Here is a 17547-nt window from a genome sequence, read left to right on the forward strand (position 1 = left end):
GGATCGGTCCAGGCCCGACATTCCGCCTACTCCCCCTCGCCCCGCCGCTCCCGGCGCAGCCTCTCCCACCAGTCGATCCTCTTGCGGATCTCCCGCTCGAAGCCCCGGTCGACAGGCTCGTAGAGATGCTGGCGATCGAGCTTCTCGGGCCAGTAATCCTGCCCGGAGAAGGCGTCCGGCTCGTCGTGGTCGTAGCGATAGGTGGCGCCGTAGCCGATATTCTTCATCAGCTTGGTGGGCGCGTTGAGGATGGTCTTGGGCGGCATGAGGGAGCCGTGCTCCTTCGCCACCCGCATCGCGGCCTTGTAGGCGGTATAGACGGCGTTCGATTTCGGCGCCGTGGCGAGATAGACGGCAGCCTGCGCCAGGGCGAGTTCGCCTTCGGGCGAGCCCAGGAAATCGAAGGCGTCCTTGGCGGCATTGGCGACGACGAGCGCCTGCGGATCGGCCAGCCCTATATCCTCGATGGCGGCCCGGACGAGACGGCGGGCGATGAACAGCCGGTCCTCGCCGGCGTCGAGCATCCGGGCGAGGTAATAGAGGGCGGCATCCGGGTCCGAGCCGCGGATGGTCTTGTGCAGGGCGGAAATGAGGTTGTAGTGCCCCTCCTGCCCCTTGTCGTAGATGGGGGCCCGGCGCTGAATGATCTCCTGCAACTGCTCGACATCGAAGGTCTCGCCCGGCTTGGCCGAGCGCCAGACCTCTTCCGCCAGCGTCAGCACGGCCCGTCCGTCGCCGTCGGCCATGCGCACGAGGGAATCCCTCGCCCCCTCGTCGAGCGGTAGGGACTTCCCCGTGATTTCCTCGGCCCTTAGCAGGATTTTTTGAACCGCCGCCTCATCGAGCGACTTGAAGATGAGGACGCGCGCCCGGGAAAGAAGGGCCGCGTTCAGCTCGAAGGACGGGTTCTCGGTCGTCGCGCCGACGAGGGTGATCGTGCCATCCTCCATCACCGGGAGGAAGGCATCGAGCTGGGCGCGGTTGAACCGGTGGATCTCGTCGACGAAGAGCAGGGTGCCCCGCCCCATGGACCGGCGGTGCCGGGCCGCCTCGAAAACCTTCTTGAGGTCCGCGACACCGGAGAAGATCGCGGAGATCTGCTCGAAGTGAAGCTCGGTCTCATGCGCCAGGAGCCGCGCCACGGTGGTCTTGCCCGTGCCGGGCGGCCCCCAGAAGACAAGGGACCCGAGGGAGCCGGAAGCGATGAGCCGGGACAGGATGCCGTCCGGCCCGACAAGGTGATCCTGCCCCACGACCTCGGAGAGCCTGGTCGGCCGCATGCGGTCGGCCAGGGGCCGGGGCGCACTCTGGTCGAGGCCGGCGGATGAAAAGAGATCGCTCATGATTCCTGCACACTCGCACTTATGCGGAATCAATAGCCCAACAACGCGCCGCCGTCCCGCGCCTCAGCGGCCGAGCACGGTGGTGAAGACCCGTCCGCCCCGGCTGATGGTGATCTCCCAATAGCCTCCGGCCCGGTCGGCCATTCGCTGGGCATCCCGGGTCGAGGCCAGACGCTCGCCGTTGATGGCGACGATCTGGTCGCCCTTCTGGAAGCCGAGGCTTGCGGCCACGCTCCGCTCGTCCAGCTCTGCGATGAGAACGCCGTCGTCGGTGATGTCGACCTGCATTTCCTCGGCCACGGCCGGCGACATGTTCACCAGCGTGGCGCCGGCAAGAGGCGACCGGGAGCGGATGCGCACCGGATCCCGGGGCGGGACTTCCGGAGGGGGCATGAGCCTCACCTGGATGACGATCTGCTTGCCGCCGCGCAGGATGGTGAGCGGCGTCTGTCCCTGGGTGCCTTTGAGGGTGAAGCGATATCCGAAGGCATCCGGATTATCGACCGCCTGTCCATCTACCGCCAGGATCGCATCCCCGCGCTTCAGGCCGGCCTCGAAGGCGGGCCCCTTGTCGTAGATCGAGGTGACGAGAACGCCGGTCGGGCGTTCCAGGCCGAGGCTAACGGCGATCTCGCCGTCCACGGGTTGCAGGCGGGCGCCGAGCCAGGGCCGGACCACATGGCGGGACCCTCCCCTGGCCGAATTGAGGACGACGCGCACCATGCTGGAGGGAATGGCGAAGCCGATGCCGATATTGCCGCCCGAGCGGGAGAAGATTGCCGTGTTGATGCCCACGAGGCGGCCGTTCATGTCGATGAGCGCACCGCCCGAATTGCCCGGGTTGATGGCGGCGTCGGTCTGGATGAAGAACTGGTAGTCCGAGATCCCGACCTGCGTCCTCGCCAGCGCGGAGACGATGCCCTGGGTAACGGTCTGGCCGACGCCGAACGGGTTGCCGATGGCGAGCACGATATCGCCGACCTGCAGGGCTTCCGAGTCCCCGAATTCGACGAACTGGAGATTGGACGCATTCTTGAGCCGGAGCACGGCGAGGTCGGTGCGGGGATCGCGGAGGACGATATCGGCCTCGAACTCCCGGCGGTCGGCCAGGGCGACCTTCACCTCGTTCATGTTCTCGATCACGTGGTTGTTCGTGATCACCAGCCCCGACGGATCCACGATCACGCCCGAGCCGAGGGAGCTCTGGGACCGTCCGGGGGGCATGCCGGGCCCGCCGCCGTCGCCGAAGAACCGGCGGAAGAACTCCTCCATGGCGGCATTCTGCCGGCGCTCGGAGCGGGTGGCATAGACGTTCACCACCGCTCCGGTCGTCTTGCGGACGATGGGAGCAAAGGAGAGCTGGATCTGGGCACTGCTCTCGGGAGCGACGCGGGTCTGCGCCTGGACTCCCGTCCATCCGAGGATCAATGAACCAACAAGGACCAGCAGGCGGTATGAAGCAAGGCGCATGAGGAGCGAATCCGTGAGTGACACCGGGCGAACTCGATAAGACGTGGTGACGAAAAAGCCAAATTCCAGCCGCGCCACCGAGGTCCATTCCGGGCAAAGAAAAAGGGCGGCCCGAAGACCGCCCTTTGAAACTTCATCGCCTCAAGGCTTACGCAGCCTCGACGACCTCTTCCTTCTGGGTCGGACCCGAATCCTGGCCGCGCGCATCCACGTCGCGGTCCACGAACTCGATCACGGCCATCGGGGCATTGTCGCCGTAGCGGAAGCCGGCCTTCAGAACGCGGGTGTAGCCACCCTGGCGCTCCTGGTAGCGCGGGCCGAGAACGGCGAAGAGCTTCTTCACCATGTCCTCGTCGCGGAGCTGCGACATGGCCAGGCGGCGGGCGTGCAGGTCGCCGCGCTTGCCGAGGGTAATGAGCTTCTCGACGACCGGACGGAGGTCCTTTGCCTTCGGCAGGGTCGTGACGATCTGCTCGTGCTTGATCAGCGCAGCCGCCATGTTGGCGAACATTGCTTTGCGGTGCTCGGTCGTGCGGTTGAAGCGACGACCACGGAATCCGTGACGCATGGCTTTCTCCTTGATCTTCCGGCCGCCGTGCCAAGGGACGACCGTCTCTCTTTTGATCCCGCCCTCGGGCGGGGACGAAAACGGGGACGCCGTTCAGCCGGCATCCCCGACAGGCTTAGTAGTGCTCTTCGAAGCGCTTGGCGAGATCTTCGATGTTCTCAGGCGGCCAGCCGGGCACGTCCATGCCGAGGTGGAGGCCCATGGAAGCGAGAACTTCCTTGATCTCGTTGAGCGACTTGCGGCCGAAGTTCGGGGTGCGGAGCATTTCCGCCTCGGACTTCTGGATGAGGTCGCCGATATAGACGATGTTGTCGTTCTTCAGGCAGTTCGCCGAACGGACCGACAGCTCGAGCTCGTCGACCTTCTTGAGCAGGGCCGGGTTGAAAGGCAGCTGCGGCGCGGCGGCGGCAGTCTCTTCCTTGCGGGGCTCTTCGAAGTTGACGAAGACCTGGAGCTGGTCCTGGAGGATGCGAGCCGCATAGGCGACGGCATCTTCCGGGGTGACGGCGCCGTTGGTCTCGACCGTCATGATGAGCTTGTCGTAGTCGAGAATCTGGCCCTCGCGGGTGTTCTCGATCCGGTACGACACCTTCTTGACCGGGCTGTAGAGCGAGTCGACCGGGATGAGGCCGATCGGGGCATCCTCAGCGCGGTTGCGCTCGGCCGGGACATAGCCCTTGCCGGTATCGACCGTGAACTCCATGCGGATCTCGGCGCCCTCGTCGAGGGTGCAGAGAACGAGCTCGGGATTCAGGATCTGCACGTCGCCGACGGTGTTGATGTCACCTGCCGTAACGGCGCCGGGGCCGGTCTTCCGGAGCGCCATGCGCTTCGGACCCTCGCCCTGCATCTTGATGGCGATCGTCTTCACGTTGAGGACGATATCGGTCACGTCCTCGCGGACGCCCGGGATGGACGAGAACTCATGCAACACGCCGTCGATATGGATCGACGTCACCGCAGCGCCCTGGAGGGACGACAGCAGAACGCGGCGCAGGGAGTTGCCCAGCGTCGTGCCAAAGCCACGCTCGAGCGGCTCGGCCACAACGGTCGCGATGCGCTTCGGATCGTCGCCGGGGGAGACTTCGAGCTTATTGGGCTTAATCAGCTCTTGCCAGTTCTTCTGGATCACAACCACACCTCTTGCGGTACGGAATGAGGGCAGGCTTGCCACCCACCCTCAAAACCGGAACGCGCCCAGGACGAACCCGGGCGCTGGATGATCTTAGACGCGGCGACGCTTGCGCGGGCGGCAGCCGTTGTGCGGGATCGGCGTCACGTCACGGATCGAGGTGACGGTGAAGCCGGCCGACTGCAGGGCGCGCAGTGCGGATTCGCGACCGGAGCCGGGGCCCGAAACCTCGACCTCGAGGGTGCGCATGCCGTGCTCGGAAGCCTTGCGGGCGGCGTCTTCAGCCGCAACCTGCGCGGCGTAAGGGGTCGACTTGCGCGAGCCCTTGAAGCCCATGGCGCCAGCCGAGGACCAGGAGATCGTGTTGCCCTGGGCGTCGGTGATGGTGATCATGGTGTTGTTGAACGAGGCGTTCACGTGCGCCACGCCGGAGACGATGTTCTTGCGTTCGCGGCGGCGGACGCGGGTCGCTTCTTTAGCCATTCTTCTTCCAATCCTTCAAACGCGCCCGTCATGCCAGGCGCTCGGGACAAAGGCCGCCCTGGAAGGACGGCCGTCTGTTGATGATTACTTCTTCTTGCCGGCGATCGGCTTCGACTTGCCCTTGCGGGTGCGGGCGTTCGTGTGCGTACGCTGGCCGCGGACCGGCAGGCTGCGGCGGTGGCGCAGGCCACGATAGACGCCGAGGTCCATGAGACGCTTGATGTTCATGGAAACTTCGCGGCGCAGGTCGCCTTCCACGATGTAGTCGCGGTCGATCGTCTCACGGATCTGGAGCACTTCGGCGTCGGTCAGCTGGTTCACGCGGCGCTCGGCCGGGATGTTGACCTTCTCGACGATCTCCTGGGCCTTCTTGGCCCCGATGCCGTGGATGTACTGAAGCGCGATCACAACGCGCTTGTTGGTCGGGATGTTGACGCCTGCAATACGGGCCATCGTCCGTCTCCATGTAGCGAAGCCTTAAGCTTCTGGTGGTGTTATCGCGCGTCCGGTGGAGGCCGGCCCCTGCGCGGGCTTAGAGAACACAACAATCCGGAGCGGCTTCTCACGAAACCCTCCGGATAAGCAGGTTCTTTTGCAAGAGGCTTGCCCCTAGCGCACCTGAGGCTGGAGGTCAAGCGCTTTTCGCAGGCCAGGGCACGAGGCCCCCGCCCTGTCAGCGGCCGAGGATGGCGCGGATCTCTTCCGTCACCTCGTCGATGGGCCGCATGCCGTCGACCGTCTTCAGCGCGCCTTTCCCGGCATAATAGGCCGAGAGCGGAGCCGTCTGATTGCGGTAGGCCTCCAGACGGGTCTTGAACACGTCCGGGTTGTCGTCCTTGCGGACCGGCTCGCCCCGCGCCTCGGTTTCCTTGGCGCGCTTGACGATGCGGTCGACCAGTTCCGCCTCGTTCACCTTGAACTCGATCACATGGTCGAGCTTGAGGCCCTTCTCGGCCAGCATGGCGTCGAACGCCTCCGCCTGAGCGACCGTCCGCGGGAAACCGTCGAGGATGAAGCCGTTCCTGGCATCCGCCTCTTCGATCCGGTCCGCGATGATGCCGACGACGATGTCGTCCGACACGAGCGCCCCGGAATCCATGACCGCCTTAGCCTTCACGCCGACCGGCGTACCGGCGGCTACGGCTGCCCGGAGCATATCGCCGGTGGAAAGCTGGGGGATTCCCAGACGCTCCACCAGACGTACGGCCTGGGTGCCTTTTCCGGCCCCTGGCGGCCCCAGCAGGATGATTCTCATCGACGCCCCCCTGACTCCGTCGAGTCTCCCCGCCCCTCGGCGGGGATCAAGATCTTACCGTCGCCGCCCGCCCTTGAGCTTGGCCTTCTTCACGAGCCCTTCGTACTGGTGAGCCAGCAGATGGCCGTGGACCTGCGCGACCGTGTCCATGGTGACGGACACGACGATCAGGAGCGAGGTTCCGCCGAAGTAGAACGGAAGCGCCGCGTACGACACCAGGAACTCTGGAATCAGGCAGATGACGACCAGATAAGCTGCACCGACAACCGTGATGCGAGTCAACACCTGATCGATGAATTCCGCGGTCCGCTCGCCGGGACGAATGCCCGGAATGAACCCGCCCTGCTTCTTGAGGTTGTCGGCCGTCTCCTGCGGGTTGAACACGATGGCCGTGTAGAAGAAGGCGAAGAACACGATCAGCGCGGCATACAGGAACATGTAGGCCGGGCGCCCATGCGCCAGGTAGGTGGTCAGCATCGAGACGATGCCGGTCCCGTCCTGGGTGCTCTGGAAGCTGGCGATGGTGGCCGGCAGGAGCAGGAGCGACGACGCGAAGATCGGCGGGATCACGCCCGAGGTGTTGAGCTTGAGCGGCAGGAACGACGTCTGGCCTTCATACATCCGGTTGCCGACCTGGCGCTTCGGATAGTTGATCAGCAGACGCCGCTGAGCGCGCTCCATGAAGACCACGAAATAGATGATAGCGATCGCCATCACGATCACGCCGATGATGAGGCCCGTGGAGATCGCGCCCTGACGGCCGAGCTCGAGCGTACCGGCGATGGCCGACGGCAGGTTGGCCACGATTCCGGCGAAGATGATCAGCGAGGTGCCGTTGCCGATGCCGCGCGAGGTGATCTGCTCGCCGAGCCACATCAGGAACAGGGTGCCGCCGGTCAGCGTGATGACCGCCGTGACCACGAAGAAGAGGCCGGGATCCTGCACGATGCTGCCCGAGCTTTGCAGGCCCACGGCGATGCCCCAGGACTGGAACACCGCGAGCAGAACGGTCAGGTAGCGGGTGTACTGATTGAGGATCTTGCGCCCCGCCTCGCCTTCCTTCTTCAGCGCCTCCAACGACGGAAGAACCGACGTGAGCAGCTGGATGATGATCGAGGCCGAGATGTACGGCATGATGTTGAGGGCGAAGATCGCCATGCGCTCGACGGCACCGCCGGAGAACATGTTGAAGAGACCCAGCACACCGCCGCTGGCGCTCTGGAAGCTCTGGCGAAGAGCTTCGGGATCGATGCCGGGCAGCGGGATGTAGGTGCCGAGACGGTAGACGATGAGCGCGCCGAGGGTAAACCAAATGCGCTTCTTCAACTCCTCGGCTTTGGCGATCGAACCAAAATTGATGTTTGCCGCAAGTTGTTCGGCTGCTGAAGCCATGTTCCGTCCCCGAAATACTAGGATACGTGATGTCGATCACGCAAACGGCGGCCTCGCGATCAGACGCGGGCCGCCGCTTGGTCATTCAATGTGGGCGCTGGCTCACGCCTGTGCAACGGCGCCCAGAAGGGTCACCGAACCACCCGCCTTCTCGATGGCCTCGACGGCCGACTTGGACGCGCCCGCGACCTGGAACGAGAGCTTGGTCTTCAGCTCGCCCACGCCGAGGATCTTCACGCCATCGCGCGGCTTGGAGACGATGCCGGCGGCGAACAGGGCCTCGTTGGTGACCGGCGTGCCCGCATCGAGCTTGCCGGCCTCGACGGCCTGCTGGATACGGCCGAGGTTAACCTCGTTCAGCTCGATCGCGTTCGGCTTGTTGAAGCCGCGCTTCGGCAGACGGCGATGCAGAGGCATCTGACCGCCTTCGAAGCCCTTGATCGAGACGCCGGTACGCGCCTTCTGACCCTTGACGCCGCGTCCGCCGGTCTTGCCCTTGCCGGAGCCGATACCACGGCCGACACGCATCCGGTTCTTCGTAGCGCCTTCGTTGTCACGAATTTCATTGAGTTTCATGACGCTCTCCTCACTGCCCGTCGACAACGCGCACGAGGTGCTTGACCTTTTCGATCATGCCGCGAACCGCAGGCGTGTCTTCCAAGGTCGAAGTACGGTGAAGCTTGTTGAGCTTGAGACCGACCAGCGTCTGGCGCTGCTTGGCTTCACGGCGGATCGGCGAACCGATCTGCTCAACGGTGATGGTCTTTGCCGCATCGGCGGCAGGCTGCTTCGCCATGGATCCAGCCTCCCTTACGCTTCAGCGCCAACGGCTTCTTCGGAGCCGGCATCGCGACGGCGAGCCTGCAGCGTCGAAACCTTGAGACCACGACGAGCGGCGACCGAACGCGGGCTGTCCTCGTTCTTGAGCGCATCGAAGGTGGCGCGCACGAGGTTGTACGGGTTCGACGAGCCGAGCGACTTCGCGACCACGTCCTGCATGCCGAGCGTCTCGAACACTGCGCGCATCGGACCGCCGGCGATGATACCGGTACCCTGAGGAGCAGCGCGGAGCACGACCTTGCCGGCGCCGTGGCGGCCGTTCACGTCGTGATGCAGCGTGCGGCCCTCGCGGAGCGCGACGCGGATCATGGAACGCTTCGCAGCGTCGGTTGCCTTGCGGATCGCCTCCGGCACCTCACGGGCCTTGCCGTGGCCGAAGCCGACGCGGCCCTTCTGGTCGCCGACGACCACCAGGGCGGCGAAGCCGAAGCGGCGTCCGCCCTTCACGACCTTCGCGACGCGGTTGATGTGCACCAACCGATCGACGAATTCGCTGTCGCGCTCTTCGCGATCAGCACGTTCTCTTGGTTCTCTAGCCATGAGACCTCTCACTTGCGCGGGCGGCGGGCCCGCTCGCTAAGGGTTTTGATCAAAACCCGCCGTTAGAAATCGAGACCACCCTCGCGAGCCGCGTCGGCCAGAGCCTTCACGCGACCGTGGAAGAGATAGCCGGACCGGTCGAAGATGACCTGCTTCACGCCGGCAGCAGCCGCGCGCTCGGCCACGAGCCGCCCAACTTCCTTCGCCGCATCGACGGTGGCGCCGGTCTTGAGCTTGCCGCGCAGGTCCTTCTCGAGGGTCGACGCCGAAGCGACGGTGTGACCGCGCTCGTCGTCGATGATTTGGGCATAGATCTGCTTGGACGAACGGAAGACCGACAAACGCGGACGACCATTCGCTGCCTTCTTGATCGCACGGCGCACACGAGCCTTGCGGCGATCTTCGGCGCCTTTCTTCTCAGCCATGATACGTCGTCCTTACTTCTTCTTGCCTTCCTTGCGGAAGATGAATTCGTCGGCATACTTGACGCCCTTGCCCTTGTAGGGCTCCGGACCGCGGTATTCGCGGATCTCGGCGGCAGTCTGGCCGACCTTCTGCTTGTCGATGCCCGCGACGACGACTTCCGTCGGCTTCGGCGTCGTGATCGTCACGCCGGCCGGGATTTCGTAGTCGATGTCGTGGCTGTAGCCCAGCGAGAGCTTCAGCACCTTGCCGGCAACGGCAGCGCGGTAACCGACGCCGTTGATCTCAAGACGCTTCTCGAAGCCCTTGGACACGCCCTCGACCAGGTTCGCCACCTGAGCGCGGGCCATGCCCCACTTCGCACGGGCCGTCTTGGACTCGTCGCGCGGGTTCACCGACACGGCGCCGTCCTCGAGAACGACCGACACTTCTTCGGGAACGAGGAACGAGAGTTCGCCCTTCGTGCCCTTCACCTTCACCATCTGACCGTCGACGGTCGCCGTCACACCGGACGGAACCGAAACGGGCTTCTTGCCTACTCGGGACATTCTGGAATCTCCGTGGTTCTGTGCTGTGCCTGAGGTCTTAGAAGACCTTGCAGAGCACTTCGCCGCCCACGTTCTTCTCCCGGGCCTCATGATCGGCCATCACGCCCTGCGGCGTCGAGAGGATCGTGATTCCGAGGCCGTCGGCGACGCGCGGCATGGTATCGACGGATGCGTACACGCGGCGGCCCGGCTTGGAGACGCGCTCGATGGAGCGGATCACCGGCTGGCCGTCATAGTACTTGAGCTCGATCGAAAACTCCGTCCGGCCATTGCCGAACTCGGTCTGCGAATAGTCGCGGATGTAGCCCTCGTTCTTCAGAACTTCGAGGACGCGGGCGCGAAGCTTCGAGCCGGGGGTCATAACCGAACCGCGACGGCGCATCTGCGCGTTGCGGATACGGGTGAGCATATCGCCCAACGGATCGTTCACCATCAGATGCCCTCCCTTACCAGCTGGACTTCACGAGGCCCGGAATCAGGCCCTTGGAACCGAGTTCGCGAAGAGCGATACGGGACATGCCGAGCTTGCGGTAGTACGCACGCGGACGGCCGGTCACTTCGCAGCGATTCCGGATACGGGTGGGGCTCGAGTTGCGGGGCAGCTCGGCCAGCTTGAGGCGCGCCTCGAAGCGCTCCTCCATGGACTTCGTCTCGTCGTTGGCGGTCGCCAGCAGACGCTCGCGGCGTCCGGCGTACTGCTTCACGAGCTTGCGACGAAGCTTGTTCTTCTCAATAGAGCTTTTCTTAGCCATTCGATCTATCTCCAGTGTCCGCGTCTGAGGACAGCTATCCTCACTGCCGGAACGGGAAGTTGAAGTGACGGAGCAGCGCACGGGCTTCGTCGTCGGTCTTCGCCGTGGTGGCGATGATGACGTCCATACCCCAAACCTGCTCAGCCTTGTCGTAGTTGATCTCAGGGAACACCAGGTGCTCCTTGATACCGAGCGCATAGTTGCCGCGGCCGTCGAACGACTTGGGGTTCAGGCCCCGGAAGTCGCGGACGCGGGGAAGCGCGATCGTCACGAGGCGATCCATGAACTCGTACATGCGAGCCTTGCGCAGCGTGACCTTGGCGCCGATCGGCATGCCCTCGCGGACCTTGAACTGCGAGATCGCCTTGCGGGCCTTCGTGATCACCGGCTTCTGGCCGGCGATGAGAGCGAGATCGCCAGCGGCGACCGAGGCCTTCTTCGAGTCGGCCGTCGACTCGCCGACGCCCATGTTGAGGACGATCTTGGTGATCGTCGGCACTTCCATGGGGTTCTTGTAGCCGAATTCTTCGATCAGCTTCGGACGCACCACTTCCTCGTAGTGCTTCTTCAGCCGCGGCGTGTAGCCGTCCACCTGAGCCTTAGCCATCGATCAGGTCTCCCGAACGCTTGGCGAAACGAACCTTGCGGCCGTCTTCCAGAACCTTGAAACCAACCCGGGTCGGCTTGCCGTCCTTCGGGTCCGCATAAGCCAGGTTCGACAGGTGGATCGGCGCCTCTTTCGAGATGATGCCGCCCTCTTGTGCTGCCGTCTGGCGCTGGTGGCGCTTCACCAGGTTGACGCCGCGGACGACCGCGCGCTCTTCCTTCGGAATCACCTGCACGACTTCACCGGTCTTGCCCTTGTCGCGACCGGTCAGGACGACGACCTTGTCGCCCTTCTTGATCTTCGCGGCCATTAGAGCACCTCCGGCGCAAGCGAAATGATCTTCATGTGGTTCTTGGCACGCAGTTCGCGGGGAACGGGGCCGAAGATACGGGTACCGACCGGCTCTTTCTGATTGTTGATCAGAACGGCCGCGTTCCGGTCGAACCGGATGACGGAGCCGTCAGCGCGACGGATGTCCTTGGCGGTGCGCACGACGACCGCCTTCATGACGTCGCCCTTCTTCACGCGGCCGCGCGGAATAGCCTCTTTTACGGAGACGACGATAATATCGCCGACAGAAGCGTACTTACGCTTCGAACCGCCGAGAACCTTGATGCACATCACGCGACGGGCGCCGGAATTGTCGGCGACGTCAAGATTCGTCTGCATCTGGATCATGGCTTTGATCCTTTCCTTTGTTTCAGACAGGTTTCCGGGCCAAGGCACGATTGCCTTCCCGGACTACGCCTGACGGGGATCTGACGTCCCCTGCCCTTCATGTCGAGAAAGGCGGCCGTATACACGAGCCGCCCCCGTTAGACAACCCCAAAACGTAGGCTGATTAAGCCTTCGCTTCGTTGACGAGCACCCAGGTCTTGAGTTTGGACAGCGGACGGGACTCCTCGATGAAGACCGTATCGCCAACCTTGGCAGTGTTGTTCTCGTCGTGGGCGTGGTAGTTCTTCGTCTTACGCACGGTCTTTTTCATGACCGGATGCGTGAAACGGCGTTCCACCTTCACGACGACCGTCTTGTCCTGCTTATCGCTGACAACGACGCCTTGCAAAACGCGCTTTGGCATCTTGAATCCCTCTTAAGCCTTCGCCGAGGCCGTTTTCTGGCGCTGCAGCGTCTTGACGCGGGCGATGTCCCTGCGGACCTGGCGGACGCGTCCGGTGTTTTCGAGCTGCCCCGTCGCCCGCTGGAAGCGCAGGTTGAACTGCTCCTTCTTCAGGTTCAGGAGCTCGTCCGAGAGCTGGTCCGTCGTCATCGCGTTGAGGTCAGAGGTTCTCTGCTTCGACTTCATGATTCCCTCCTTACTCAGCAATGCGCTGGATGAAGCGCACCTTGATCGGGAGCTTGGCGGCGCCGAGACGGAGCGCCTCGCGGGCGACATCCTCCGGCACGCCGTCGATCTCGAACATGATACGGCCGGGCTTGACCTTGGCGGCCCAGTATTCCGGAGCGCCCTTGCCCTTACCCATACGCACTTCGGTTGGCTTCGTCGACACGGGCACGTCCGGGAAGATCCGGATCCACACGCGACCGGCGCGCTTCATGGCGCGGGTGATCGCGCGGCGGGCCGCCTCGATCTGACGAGCGTTCACACGCTCGGGTTCCATCGCCTTCAGGCCGAACTGGCCGAAGTTGAGGTCCGTACCGCCCTTCGCAGTGCCGGAAATGCGGCCCTTGAACTGCTTACGGAACTTGGTTTTCTTCGGTTGCAACATGGCAAACCTCTCCTGCCCTCTCGGTTACGCCGCCTGCTCGCGGCGACCACCGGAACGGCCACCTTCGTCGTTCATCCGCTTGTCCTGGGCCATCGGGTCGTGCTCAAGGATTTCACCCTTGAAGATCCAGACCTTGATGCCGCAGGTGCCGTAGGTCGTGAAGGCCGTCGACGTGCCGTAATCCACATCCGCACGGAGCGTATGCAGCGGAACGCGACCCTCGCGATACCATTCCAGACGGGCGATTTCCGCGCCGCCGAGACGGCCCGAGCAGTTGATCCGGATGCCCTCGGCGCCCAGACGCATCGCCGACTGAACGGCGCGCTTCATGGCGCGGCGGAACGCAACGCGGCGCTCCAGCTGCTGGGCGATCGAATCCGCCACCAGGGTAGCGTCGACTTCCGGCTTGCGGACCTCGACGATGTTGATCGACACATCCGCATCCGTCATCTTGCTGACGGTCTTGCGGAGCTTCTCGATGTCGGCGCCCTTCTTGCCGATCACCACGCCCGGACGGCCCGAGTGAATGGTGACGCGGCACTTCTTGTGCGGACGCTCGATCACGATCTTCGAAACGGCGGCCTGCTTGAGCTGCTTCATGAGAGCTTCGCGGATCGCCATGTCCTCATGCATCAGCTTGGCGTACTCGCCCTTGCCGGCGAACCAGCGCGAGTCCCAGGTCCGGTTGATGCCGAGCCGAAGACCAATCGGGTTAACTTTCTGACCCATCTGGTTCTCCTTTACGCCTGTTCGGCGACTTCCCGAACCACGATCGTGAGGTTCGAGAACGGCTTCATGATACGAGCGCCCCGGCCACGGGCCCGGGCATGGAAGCGCTTCATGACGAGCGCCTTGCCGACGAAAGCCTGGCTGACGACGAGATCGTCCACATCGAGGTTGTGGTTGTTCTCGGCGTTGGCGATGGCGCTCTCGAGGCACTTCTTGACGTCACGAGCAATCCGCTTGCGGGAGAACTCGAGATCGGCAAGCGCCGTGGAAACCTTCTTGCCGCGGATGAGGGCCGCAACAAGATTGAGCTTCTGAGGGCTGACGCGCAGCATGCGAGCGACGGCTTGAGCCTCTTGATCGCTCAGTGCGCGAGGAGTCGCGGCCTTACCCATCTTACTTCCTCTTCGCCTTCTTGTCCGCTGCGTGACCGTGGAAGGTGCGGGTCGGCGAGAACTCGCCGAACTTGTGCCCAACCATCTCCTCGCTCACGTAGACGGGGATGTGCTTCTGACCGTTGTAGACCCCGAAAGTGAGGCCCACGAACTGCGGGAGGATCGTGGAGCGGCGGCTCCAGATCTTGATGACCTCGGAGCGGCCCGCACCACGGGCAGCCTCGGCCTTCTTGAGGAGGTAGCCGTCGACGAACGGACCCTTCCAAAGCGAACGTGCCATGACGTGCCTCTATCCTTACTTCTTCCGTGCGTGGCGGCTCGACACGATGAACTTGTCGGTCCGCTTGTTCGAACGGGTTTTCTTGCCCTTGGTCGGAATACCCCACGGGGTCACCGGATGGCGACCGCCCGAGGTACGGCCCTCACCACCACCGTGCGGGTGGTCGATCGGGTTCATGGCAACGCCGCGGTTGTGCGGACGCTTGCCGAGCCACCGGTTACGACCGGCCTTACCGGCCGACGTGTTCATGTGGTCGGGGTTCGACACGGCGCCGACGGTGGCGAAGCACTGGCCATGGACCAGGCGCTGTTCGCCGGAGTTCAGGCGGACCGTCACGTAGCCCTGGTCACGACCCACGATCTGGGCGTAGGTACCGGCGGAGCGGGCGATAGCGCCGCCACGGCCGATCTTCAGCTCCACGTTGTGGATGATCGTTCCCACCGGCATGTTGCCGATCGGCATCGCATTGCCCGGCTTGATGTCGACCTGCTCGCCGGCCGAAACCTGATCGCCGACAGCCAGACGCTGCGGGGCCAGGATGTAGGACAGCTCGCCGTCGGCGTAGCGGATCAGCGCGATGAAGGCGCTGCGGTTCGGATCGTACTCGATCCGATCCACCGTCGCGACGTCGCCCATGCGCCCGCGGCGCTTGAAGTCGACGTTGCGCAGGGTGCGCTTGTGACCACCGCCGCGGAAGCGGACGGTGACACGGCCGAGGTTGTTGCGGCCGCCGGAGGAGCTCTTGCCCTCCGTCAGCGCCTTGACCGGCTTGCCCTTGTAGAGCTCGCTGCGGTCGACGATCACCAGCTGGCGCAGGCCGGGGGTGATTGGTTTGAAAGTCTTCAAAGCCATCGGATCACTCTCTCGTCCGATCAGAGGCCCGTCGTGATGTCGATGGCCTGGCCCTCTTCGAGGGTCACAACCGCCTTCTTCACGTCCGACCGCTGGCCGCGGGTGCCGCGGAACATCTTCACCTTGCCCTTGGTGACGAGCGTGTTGACGCTCTTCACCTTGACATCGAACAGCTTCTCAACCGCTTCCTTGATCTGCGGCTTCGTCGCATCGGTCCGCACCTTGAAGACGACCTTGTTCTGCTCGGACAGGGTCGTAGCCTTCTCGGTGATGACCGGGCTTACGATCACATCGTAATGGCGCGGGTCCAGGCTCATTTGAAGCGCGCCTCCAGCGCATCGACAGCCGCCTTCGTGAGAACGAGCTTCTCGCGACGCAGGATGTCATAGACGTTGATGCCCTGCACCGGCAGGACGTCGATGTTCGGGATGTTGCGAGCAGCCCGCTGGAAGTTCGCCTCGATCTCGGCACCGCCGATGATCAGGGCATTCGCCAGACCGAGCTTGCCGAACCGCTCCACGAGAGCCTTCGTCTTGGGCTCGGAGAGCTGCACGTCATCGACGACGATGAGCGAAGCGTCCTTGGCCTTGGACGAGAGCGCATGCTTCAGAGCAAGAGCGCGGACCTTCTTGGGCAGGTCGTGTGCATGGCTGCGGACCTGCGGACCGAAGGCACGACCGCCGCCCCGGAACTGGGGAGCGCTCGCGGCGCCGTGGCGGGCGCTGCCAGTGCCCTTCTGCTTGTAGACCTTCTTGGTCGTCCGGTCGATGTCCGAACGGTTCTTCACGGCGTGCGTGCCGGCCTGGCGCTTCGCGAGCTGCCAGCGGACGCAACGGGCAAGCAGATCGGCGCGAGGATCGAGACCGAAAATGGCCTCGTCCAGATCGACCGAGCCGGCCTTGGCGCCCTCAAGCGTGGTGATATCGAGCTTCATCACGCATTCTCCTCTTGGGCTTCAACTGCCGGAGCGGCCGGTGCAGCGTTGTCGCCGTTCGAACGGAAGGCGCCGGGCATCGGCACATCCTTCGGCAGCTTGCGCTTCACCGCATCACGGACGAAGATCCAGCCGCCGGCGACGCCGGGAACGGCGCCTTCGACGAGGATCAGACCGCGCTCGACGTCGGTCGACACGACGCGCAGGTTCTGCGTCGTCACGCGCTCGACACCGAGGTGACCCGGCATCTTCTTGTTCTTGAACGTCTTGCCCGGATCCTGGCGACCACCGGTCGAACCGATGGAGCGGTGGGAGACCGACACGCCGTGCGTGGCGCGAAGGCCGCCGAAGTTCCAGCGCTTCATACCACCGGCAAAGCCCTTACCGGTCGTGATGCCAGTGACATCGACGAACTGGCCGGCAATGAAGTGGTCGGCGGTGATCTCGGCGCCCACCGGGATGACGGCATCCTCGGAGACGCGGAACTCCGCAAGCTTGCGCTTGGGCTCGACCTGGGCGACGGCGAAACGGCCGCGCTCAGCCTTCGAGACGTTCTTGACCTTGGCCTTGCCGACGCCGACCTGCAGCGCGGTGTAGCCGTTCTTTTCCTTGGTCCGGTGGGCGACCACTTGGCACTGGTCGACCTTCAGAACCGTGACCGGGACATGTTCACCTGCATCCGTGAAGATGCGGGTCATTCCCAATTTCTGTGCAATGACGCCTGAGCGCATGTGCGTATCCTCTCGACGTGTCTACCGTAAGCTCCAAGCGCGAGGCTTAGAGCTTGATCTCCACGTCCACGCCCGCCGCAAGATCGAGCTTCATCAGCGCGTCGACGGTCTGGGGGGTGGGGTCCACGATATCGAGAACGCGCTTGTGAGTGCGCATCTCGAACTGCTCACGCGACTTCTTGTCGATGTGAGGCGAGCGAAGAACCGTAAAGCGTTCGATACGGGTCGGCAGCGGGATGGGCCCGCGTACCTGGGCACCGGTCCGCTTCGCAGTCGACACGATTTCCCGTGTCGAAGCGTCGAGGATCCGATGGTCGAACGCCTTAAGGCGAATGCGAATGTTCTGACCGTTCATGGGTTGACCTCAACAAGGGAGAAGACCGGCCGAAACCGGCCTACTCCTTTGATCCTCTTAAAACTTAATCCATGACCTGAGCGACGACGCCGGCACCGACGGTGCGGCCGCCCTCACGGATGGCGAAGCGCAGCTTCTCCTCCATGGCGATCGGCACGATCAGCTCCACGTCCATGGTGATGTTGTCGCCC

At 63.9% G+C, this 17547-nt stretch carries 29 protein-coding genes and 1 pseudogene; all 30 read right to left on the minus strand.

Annotation, left to right across the window (positions count from 1 at the left end; genetic code table 11):
* Window positions 1-26: 26 nt before the first annotated feature.
* Window positions 27-1343, minus strand: a complete 1317-nt coding sequence (locus ACFOYU_RS21265; protein ID WP_377035152.1) for a replication-associated recombination protein A — start codon at window positions 1341-1343, stop codon at window positions 27-29.
* 63 nt (window positions 1344-1406) lie between these two features.
* Window positions 1407-2813, minus strand: coding sequence for a Do family serine endopeptidase (locus ACFOYU_RS21270; RefSeq protein WP_377035153.1), 1407 nt, complete (start codon window positions 2811-2813; stop codon window positions 1407-1409).
* Between the two features lie 148 nt (window positions 2814-2961).
* Window positions 2962-3381 (minus strand): 50S ribosomal protein L17, encoded by a 420-nt coding sequence (rplQ, locus tag ACFOYU_RS21275; protein ID WP_226740258.1) that lies wholly within the window; start codon window positions 3379-3381, stop codon window positions 2962-2964.
* Window positions 3382-3496: 115 nt separating this feature from the next.
* The gene (locus ACFOYU_RS21280; protein ID WP_377035154.1) at window positions 3497-4519 is read right to left on the minus strand and encodes a DNA-directed RNA polymerase subunit alpha; all 1023 of its coding nucleotides are present in this window, start codon (window positions 4517-4519) and stop codon (window positions 3497-3499) included.
* An 87-nt stretch (window positions 4520-4606) separates the two neighbouring features.
* Window positions 4607-4996: a 30S ribosomal protein S11 gene (gene rpsK / locus ACFOYU_RS21285; protein WP_047186967.1), complete on the minus strand. Its 390-nt coding sequence runs from the start codon at window positions 4994-4996 to the stop codon at window positions 4607-4609.
* 84 nt (window positions 4997-5080) lie between these two features.
* Entirely contained in the window at window positions 5081-5449 is a 369-nt protein-coding gene (gene rpsM, locus ACFOYU_RS21290) for a 30S ribosomal protein S13 (RefSeq protein WP_226740253.1), read from the minus strand.
* Window positions 5450-5669: 220 nt separating this feature from the next.
* Window positions 5670-6251: an adenylate kinase gene (locus tag ACFOYU_RS21295; protein WP_377035155.1), complete on the minus strand. Its 582-nt coding sequence runs from the start codon at window positions 6249-6251 to the stop codon at window positions 5670-5672.
* 54 nt (window positions 6252-6305) lie between these two features.
* Window positions 6306-7643, minus strand: coding sequence for a preprotein translocase subunit SecY (gene secY / locus ACFOYU_RS21300; protein ID WP_226740250.1), 1338 nt, complete (start codon window positions 7641-7643; stop codon window positions 6306-6308).
* Between the two features lie 102 nt (window positions 7644-7745).
* The gene (gene rplO / locus ACFOYU_RS21305) at window positions 7746-8219 is read right to left on the minus strand and encodes a 50S ribosomal protein L15 (RefSeq protein WP_226740248.1); all 474 of its coding nucleotides are present in this window, start codon (window positions 8217-8219) and stop codon (window positions 7746-7748) included.
* Between the two features lie 10 nt (window positions 8220-8229).
* Entirely contained in the window at window positions 8230-8439 is a 210-nt protein-coding gene (gene rpmD, locus ACFOYU_RS21310; protein WP_226740246.1) for a 50S ribosomal protein L30, read from the minus strand.
* A 14-nt stretch (window positions 8440-8453) separates the two neighbouring features.
* Window positions 8454-9023, minus strand: a complete 570-nt coding sequence (gene rpsE / locus ACFOYU_RS21315; protein WP_226740244.1) for a 30S ribosomal protein S5 — start codon at window positions 9021-9023, stop codon at window positions 8454-8456.
* A gap of 62 nt (window positions 9024-9085) precedes the next feature.
* Window positions 9086-9448: a 50S ribosomal protein L18 gene (rplR, locus tag ACFOYU_RS21320; protein ID WP_226740242.1), complete on the minus strand. Its 363-nt coding sequence runs from the start codon at window positions 9446-9448 to the stop codon at window positions 9086-9088.
* 12 nt (window positions 9449-9460) lie between these two features.
* On the minus strand, window positions 9461-9994 hold the full coding sequence (gene rplF, locus ACFOYU_RS21325) for a 50S ribosomal protein L6 (protein ID WP_377035156.1): 534 nt from the start codon (window positions 9992-9994) through the stop codon (window positions 9461-9463).
* A gap of 37 nt (window positions 9995-10031) precedes the next feature.
* The gene (gene rpsH / locus ACFOYU_RS21330) at window positions 10032-10427 is read right to left on the minus strand and encodes a 30S ribosomal protein S8 (RefSeq protein ID WP_226740237.1); all 396 of its coding nucleotides are present in this window, start codon (window positions 10425-10427) and stop codon (window positions 10032-10034) included.
* Between the two features lie 13 nt (window positions 10428-10440).
* On the minus strand, window positions 10441-10746 hold the full coding sequence (gene rpsN, locus ACFOYU_RS21335) for a 30S ribosomal protein S14 (RefSeq protein WP_226740235.1): 306 nt from the start codon (window positions 10744-10746) through the stop codon (window positions 10441-10443).
* 40 nt (window positions 10747-10786) lie between these two features.
* Entirely contained in the window at window positions 10787-11353 is a 567-nt protein-coding gene (rplE, locus tag ACFOYU_RS21340; protein WP_226740233.1) for a 50S ribosomal protein L5, read from the minus strand.
* Window positions 11346-11663, minus strand: coding sequence for a 50S ribosomal protein L24 (gene rplX / locus ACFOYU_RS21345; RefSeq protein WP_226740231.1), 318 nt, complete (start codon window positions 11661-11663; stop codon window positions 11346-11348). The genes rplE and rplX overlap by 8 nt, the downstream gene beginning before the upstream one ends.
* The gene (gene rplN, locus ACFOYU_RS21350) at window positions 11663-12031 is read right to left on the minus strand and encodes a 50S ribosomal protein L14 (RefSeq protein ID WP_009764309.1); all 369 of its coding nucleotides are present in this window, start codon (window positions 12029-12031) and stop codon (window positions 11663-11665) included. Before rplN ends, rplX begins: the two co-directional genes overlap by 1 nt.
* 163 nt (window positions 12032-12194) lie before the next feature.
* Window positions 12195-12434, minus strand: coding sequence for a 30S ribosomal protein S17 (gene rpsQ, locus ACFOYU_RS21355; RefSeq protein ID WP_226740229.1), 240 nt, complete (start codon window positions 12432-12434; stop codon window positions 12195-12197).
* 12 nt (window positions 12435-12446) lie between these two features.
* Window positions 12447-12659, minus strand: coding sequence for a 50S ribosomal protein L29 (gene rpmC / locus ACFOYU_RS21360; RefSeq protein WP_226740227.1), 213 nt, complete (start codon window positions 12657-12659; stop codon window positions 12447-12449).
* Between the two features lie 10 nt (window positions 12660-12669).
* Entirely contained in the window at window positions 12670-13083 is a 414-nt protein-coding gene (rplP, locus tag ACFOYU_RS21365; protein ID WP_226740225.1) for a 50S ribosomal protein L16, read from the minus strand.
* A 24-nt stretch (window positions 13084-13107) separates the two neighbouring features.
* Window positions 13108-13812: a 30S ribosomal protein S3 gene (gene rpsC, locus ACFOYU_RS21370; protein ID WP_226740223.1), complete on the minus strand. Its 705-nt coding sequence runs from the start codon at window positions 13810-13812 to the stop codon at window positions 13108-13110.
* 11 nt (window positions 13813-13823) lie between these two features.
* Window positions 13824-14204 (minus strand): 50S ribosomal protein L22, encoded by a 381-nt coding sequence (rplV, locus tag ACFOYU_RS21375; protein ID WP_114187984.1) that lies wholly within the window; start codon window positions 14202-14204, stop codon window positions 13824-13826.
* A 1-nt stretch (window position 14205) separates the two neighbouring features.
* The gene (gene rpsS / locus ACFOYU_RS21380; protein WP_114187985.1) at window positions 14206-14484 is read right to left on the minus strand and encodes a 30S ribosomal protein S19; all 279 of its coding nucleotides are present in this window, start codon (window positions 14482-14484) and stop codon (window positions 14206-14208) included.
* Window positions 14485-14499: 15 nt separating this feature from the next.
* Window positions 14500-15336, minus strand: coding sequence for a 50S ribosomal protein L2 (gene rplB / locus ACFOYU_RS21385; protein WP_226740221.1), 837 nt, complete (start codon window positions 15334-15336; stop codon window positions 14500-14502).
* A gap of 20 nt (window positions 15337-15356) precedes the next feature.
* Window positions 15357-15653, minus strand: a complete 297-nt coding sequence (locus tag ACFOYU_RS21390; protein WP_226740219.1) for a 50S ribosomal protein L23 — start codon at window positions 15651-15653, stop codon at window positions 15357-15359.
* On the minus strand, window positions 15650-16270 hold the full coding sequence (gene rplD / locus ACFOYU_RS21395; protein WP_226740217.1) for a 50S ribosomal protein L4: 621 nt from the start codon (window positions 16268-16270) through the stop codon (window positions 15650-15652). The genes ACFOYU_RS21390 and rplD overlap by 4 nt, the downstream gene beginning before the upstream one ends.
* The gene (gene rplC / locus ACFOYU_RS21400; protein WP_377035157.1) at window positions 16270-17001 is read right to left on the minus strand and encodes a 50S ribosomal protein L3; all 732 of its coding nucleotides are present in this window, start codon (window positions 16999-17001) and stop codon (window positions 16270-16272) included. Before rplC ends, rplD begins: the two co-directional genes overlap by 1 nt.
* Before the next feature lie 46 nt (window positions 17002-17047).
* Window positions 17048-17356, minus strand: a complete 309-nt coding sequence (gene rpsJ / locus ACFOYU_RS21405; protein ID WP_009764298.1) for a 30S ribosomal protein S10 — start codon at window positions 17354-17356, stop codon at window positions 17048-17050.
* A gap of 64 nt (window positions 17357-17420) precedes the next feature.
* Window positions 17421-17547: pseudogene (tuf, locus tag ACFOYU_RS21410) on the minus strand (elongation factor Tu); the annotation flags it as partial.

Source organism: Microvirga sp. GCM10011540, from assembly GCF_042650665.1.
GTDB classification, from domain to species: Bacteria; Pseudomonadota; Alphaproteobacteria; order Rhizobiales; family Beijerinckiaceae; genus Microvirga; species Microvirga lenta.

Coding starts and splice junctions, on each gene's coding strand:
- ACFOYU_RS21265 (WP_377035152.1), bottom strand. CDS start 1,343: ATGAGCGATCTCTTTTCATCCGCCGGCCTCGACCAGAGTGCGCCCCGG.
- ACFOYU_RS21270 (WP_377035153.1), bottom strand. CDS start 2,813: ATGCGCCTTGCTTCATACCGCCTGCTGGTCCTTGTTGGTTCATTGATC.
- rplQ (WP_226740258.1), bottom strand. CDS start 3,381: ATGCGTCACGGATTCCGTGGTCGTCGCTTCAACCGCACGACCGAGCAC.
- rpsK (WP_047186967.1), bottom strand. CDS start 4,996: ATGGCTAAAGAAGCGACCCGCGTCCGCCGCCGCGAACGCAAGAACATC.
- rpsM (WP_226740253.1), bottom strand. CDS start 5,449: ATGGCCCGTATTGCAGGCGTCAACATCCCGACCAACAAGCGCGTTGTG.
- ACFOYU_RS21295 (WP_377035155.1), bottom strand. CDS start 6,251: ATGAGAATCATCCTGCTGGGGCCGCCAGGGGCCGGAAAAGGCACCCAG.
- secY (WP_226740250.1), bottom strand. CDS start 7,643: ATGGCTTCAGCAGCCGAACAACTTGCGGCAAACATCAATTTTGGTTCG.
- rplO (WP_226740248.1), bottom strand. CDS start 8,219: ATGAAACTCAATGAAATTCGTGACAACGAAGGCGCTACGAAGAACCGG.
- rpmD (WP_226740246.1), bottom strand. CDS start 8,439: ATGGCGAAGCAGCCTGCCGCCGATGCGGCAAAGACCATCACCGTTGAG.
- rpsE (WP_226740244.1), bottom strand. CDS start 9,023: ATGGCTAGAGAACCAAGAGAACGTGCTGATCGCGAAGAGCGCGACAGC.
- rplR (WP_226740242.1), bottom strand. CDS start 9,448: ATGGCTGAGAAGAAAGGCGCCGAAGATCGCCGCAAGGCTCGTGTGCGC.
- rplF (WP_377035156.1), bottom strand. CDS start 9,994: ATGTCCCGAGTAGGCAAGAAGCCCGTTTCGGTTCCGTCCGGTGTGACG.
- rpsH (WP_226740237.1), bottom strand. CDS start 10,427: ATGGTGAACGATCCGTTGGGCGATATGCTCACCCGTATCCGCAACGCG.
- rpsN (WP_226740235.1), bottom strand. CDS start 10,746: ATGGCTAAGAAAAGCTCTATTGAGAAGAACAAGCTTCGTCGCAAGCTC.
- rplE (WP_226740233.1), bottom strand. CDS start 11,353: ATGGCTAAGGCTCAGGTGGACGGCTACACGCCGCGGCTGAAGAAGCAC.
- rplX (WP_226740231.1), bottom strand. CDS start 11,663: ATGGCCGCGAAGATCAAGAAGGGCGACAAGGTCGTCGTCCTGACCGGT.
- rplN (WP_009764309.1), bottom strand. CDS start 12,031: ATGATCCAGATGCAGACGAATCTTGACGTCGCCGACAATTCCGGCGCC.
- rpsQ (WP_226740229.1), bottom strand. CDS start 12,434: ATGCCAAAGCGCGTTTTGCAAGGCGTCGTTGTCAGCGATAAGCAGGAC.
- rpmC (WP_226740227.1), bottom strand. CDS start 12,659: ATGAAGTCGAAGCAGAGAACCTCTGACCTCAACGCGATGACGACGGAC.
- rplP (WP_226740225.1), bottom strand. CDS start 13,083: ATGTTGCAACCGAAGAAAACCAAGTTCCGTAAGCAGTTCAAGGGCCGC.
- rpsC (WP_226740223.1), bottom strand. CDS start 13,812: ATGGGTCAGAAAGTTAACCCGATTGGTCTTCGGCTCGGCATCAACCGG.
- rplV (WP_114187984.1), bottom strand. CDS start 14,204: ATGGGTAAGGCCGCGACTCCTCGCGCACTGAGCGATCAAGAGGCTCAA.
- rpsS (WP_114187985.1), bottom strand. CDS start 14,484: ATGGCACGTTCGCTTTGGAAGGGTCCGTTCGTCGACGGCTACCTCCTC.
- rplB (WP_226740221.1), bottom strand. CDS start 15,336: ATGGCTTTGAAGACTTTCAAACCAATCACCCCCGGCCTGCGCCAGCTG.
- ACFOYU_RS21390 (WP_226740219.1), bottom strand. CDS start 15,653: ATGAGCCTGGACCCGCGCCATTACGATGTGATCGTAAGCCCGGTCATC.
- rplD (WP_226740217.1), bottom strand. CDS start 16,270: ATGAAGCTCGATATCACCACGCTTGAGGGCGCCAAGGCCGGCTCGGTC.
- rplC (WP_377035157.1), bottom strand. CDS start 17,001: ATGCGCTCAGGCGTCATTGCACAGAAATTGGGAATGACCCGCATCTTC.
- rpsJ (WP_009764298.1), bottom strand. CDS start 17,356: ATGAACGGTCAGAACATTCGCATTCGCCTTAAGGCGTTCGACCATCGG.